Consider the following 2,681-nt stretch of genomic DNA (forward strand, 5'->3'; position numbering starts at 1 on the left):
GGCCGGGCCGGCCGCTTTCGTTCCCGGGCCCGCCGGGGTGTTCGAGCGATCGAACGAAGCGTCAACTCCGGTGTCCCGCAGGGTGGTCGCCGGGATCTCCGGGCGCCTCCGGGGCGCCATGCTGGCGGACGGTCAGCGCCCGGCCGGTCCGGCGGTCGGGCGGGCCGGGAGGCGAGGAGGCCGGATGGCGGTCCGCAGCGGGGGCGTGGCGGGGGAGACGGCCGGGCGGGAGCGGCCCGGGGCGGGCGGGGTCGACCGGCTGAAGGCGGACTCGGTCGGCCTGGTCGGCGTGGTGTTCATGGCGCTCGCCACCGCCGCCCCGATCACCGCGATGACCGGCAACCTGCCGATCATCGTCGGTCAGGGCAACGGCGCGGGCGCGCCCGCGGCGTACATCGTGGCGACCGTGGTGCTGACGGTGTTCTCGGTCGGCTACGTGGCGATGGCCCGGCACATCACCGCGGCCGGTGCGTTCTACGGCTACGTCTCGCACGGGCTGGGGCGGGTGGCGGGGATGGCCTCGGGGCTGCTCGCGGTGCTCGCGTACGTCGTCACCGAGGCCGCGGCCCTCGGCTTCTTCGCGTACTCGCTGCGCGGGCTGGTCCGTTCGCAGCTGGGGGTGGACGTCGGCTGGGGCTGGTACGCGCTGTTCGGGGCGGCGGTGATCGGGGTGATGGGCTGGTTCGACCTGCATCTGACGGCCAGGGTGCTCGGGGTCGCGCTGGTGCTGGAGATCGGCGTCCTGTCGGCGGTCTCACTGGCGGTGCTGCTCTCCGGCGGCGGGCCGGACGGGCTCGCGGCCGGGACCCTGAACCCGCTGAACGCGCTGAAGGGGGTGGGGAGTTCGGGCACCTCGGCGGCCGGACTCGGTCTGTTCTTCGCGTTCTGGTCCTGGGTGGGCTTCGAGTCCACCGCGATGTACGGCGAGGAGTCCCGCGACCCGAAGCGGGTGGTGCCGCGGGCCACGCTGATCTCCGTGATCGGGGTCGGGCTGCTCTACGTCTTCGTGTCCTGGATGATCGTGTCCGGCAACGGCGTCGAGCGGGCGGTCGCGGTGGCGGGCGGCGCGGTGCCGGGCAAGGACGGCAACAGCCTGTTCTTCGACCAGCTCGCCGCGCACCTGGGGGCCTGGGCGGTGAAGGTCTTCCAATGGCTGGTCGTCACGGGCTCGTTCGCCTGCGCGATGGCCTTCCACCAGTGCGCGGCCCGGTACCTGTACGCGATCGGGCGGGAGGGGCTGCTGCACCCGGCGCTCGGCCGCACCCATCCGCGGCACGGCTCGCCGCACGTCGCCTCGGTGACGCAGTCGGTCATCGCGGTGGGGCTGGTGGCGGGGTTCCTGGCGGCCGGCATGGACCCGTACGCGCACCTGTACACGCTGCTGGCGCTGCTCGGGACGATGGCGATCCTGGTCGTGCAGACGCTCTGCTCCTTCGCCGTGGTCGGGTACTTCCACGTGCGCGGACGGCACCCGGAGACGGCGCACTGGTTCCGGACGCTGGCCGCGCCGCTGGCGGGCGGGGTGGCGATGGCCGGGGTGGTGGTGCTGCTGGTGCTCAACCGGGACGCCGCGGCGGGGGAGGCGGCGCACACGCTGCTGTTCCGGCTGATCCCGTACCTGGTGATCGGGGTGTTCGCGGGCGGGATCGGGCTGGCGCTCGCGGTGCGCCGGTGGCGGCCCGGGCTGTACGCGCGGATCGGGCGGGTGGTGCTGGAGGACGCGGTCGAGCGGTGACCGGGCCGGGGCCGCGGTGGCCGGCGGGCCCGGGCGTTCGCGCCGGGCGGGCCCGGGCGTTTGTGCCGGGCGGGCCCGGGTTCAGCGCCGGTGGACCGGCAGGCCGTACTGGGCGGCGGCCAGCAGCTCGTGCATCCGATGGCCGAAGTCGTCGGTGTCCCGGGCGGGTTCGGGGAAGACCAGGCGGACGTCGCGGTGGCCGTGCGAGTGGTCCAGGCGCAGCACCAGGCCGTGGCGGTCCAGGGCGAGCGGGCGGACCTCCGGGGCGTGGGCGAGCACGGCCGGGTCGAGCAGCCGGGTGAGGACGTCGAGCGCCTCGGCGTGGTCGTCGGCGAGGTGGGTGAGCAGCATGGCCTCGTACCGGGCCAGCGGGTCGGGGGTGGCCAGGGCGAGGTCGGCGGCGGTGATCGCGCCGGTGGCGTACGGGGTGGCGAGGACGGCGTGGGCGACGTCCACCCGCAGGTGCACGCCGAGGCCGTCGTCGGTGAGGTGGGCCGGTCGCAGTCGGCCGGCCAGGGTGAGGCGGGCGCGGACGCGGTCGCGGACGGCGACGGGGGCGATGTCGGTGACGTCGAGGACGACGGCGAGGCCCTCGGCGGCGCCGACGGTGGCCGTGGTCAGCGGGTCGTCCAGGGCGGCGCGCAGCCGCAGCCGGGAGCCGTGTACGGAGACCTGGGTGTCCAGGTGGTGGTGCTCGCCCAGGGCGCGGACGGTGAGCGAGGAGGTCGTGCTGAGCAGGCTGTGGATCCGGTCGGCGGTGCTGGGCTCGGGGACCTCGGTGTCGCCGGTGGGCAGGCTCATGGACGGACCTCCAGTTAGTTAGGTGAGCCTAACCTAATGTGCGGCTGGGGGTGTGGCAAGCAGGCGGTGCGGCAAGCGGGCGGTGGGGCGAGCGGGCGGGCCCGGGCAGGCGGAAGGGCCCGGACGCGCGGGTGGCGTCCGGGCC

At 75.2% G+C, this 2,681-nt stretch carries 2 protein-coding genes; one reads left to right on the forward strand and one right to left on the reverse strand.

From position 1 onward, the window contains the following. The first annotated feature begins 184 nt into the window (after nt 1–184). Nucleotides 185–1,735: an APC family permease gene (locus tag ACFU7Z_RS38570; protein WP_079272506.1), complete on the forward strand. Its 1,551-nt coding sequence runs from the start codon at nt 185–187 to the stop codon at nt 1,733–1,735. 81 nt (nt 1,736–1,816) lie between these two features. On the opposite strand, the gene ACFU7Z_RS38575 is transcribed toward ACFU7Z_RS38570, so the two are convergent. Continuing rightward, nucleotides 1,817–2,536, reverse strand: coding sequence for a DUF2470 domain-containing protein (locus tag ACFU7Z_RS38575; protein WP_380782806.1), 720 nt, complete (start codon nt 2,534–2,536; stop codon nt 1,817–1,819). Nucleotides 2,537–2,681 lie beyond the last annotated feature (145 nt).

The sequence above is a fragment of the Kitasatospora sp. NPDC057518 genome (assembly GCF_042802075.1).
Taxonomy (GTDB): Bacteria; Actinomycetota; Actinomycetes; order Streptomycetales; family Streptomycetaceae; genus Kitasatospora.

Bases quoted from the DNA above. Each gene is read 5' to 3' on its own strand.
- ACFU7Z_RS38570 (WP_079272506.1), top strand. From the start codon at position 185: ATGGCGGTCCGCAGCGGGGGCGTGGCGGGGGAGACGGCCGGGCGGGAG.
- ACFU7Z_RS38575 (WP_380782806.1), bottom strand. From the start codon at position 2,536: ATGAGCCTGCCCACCGGCGACACCGAGGTCCCCGAGCCCAGCACCGCC.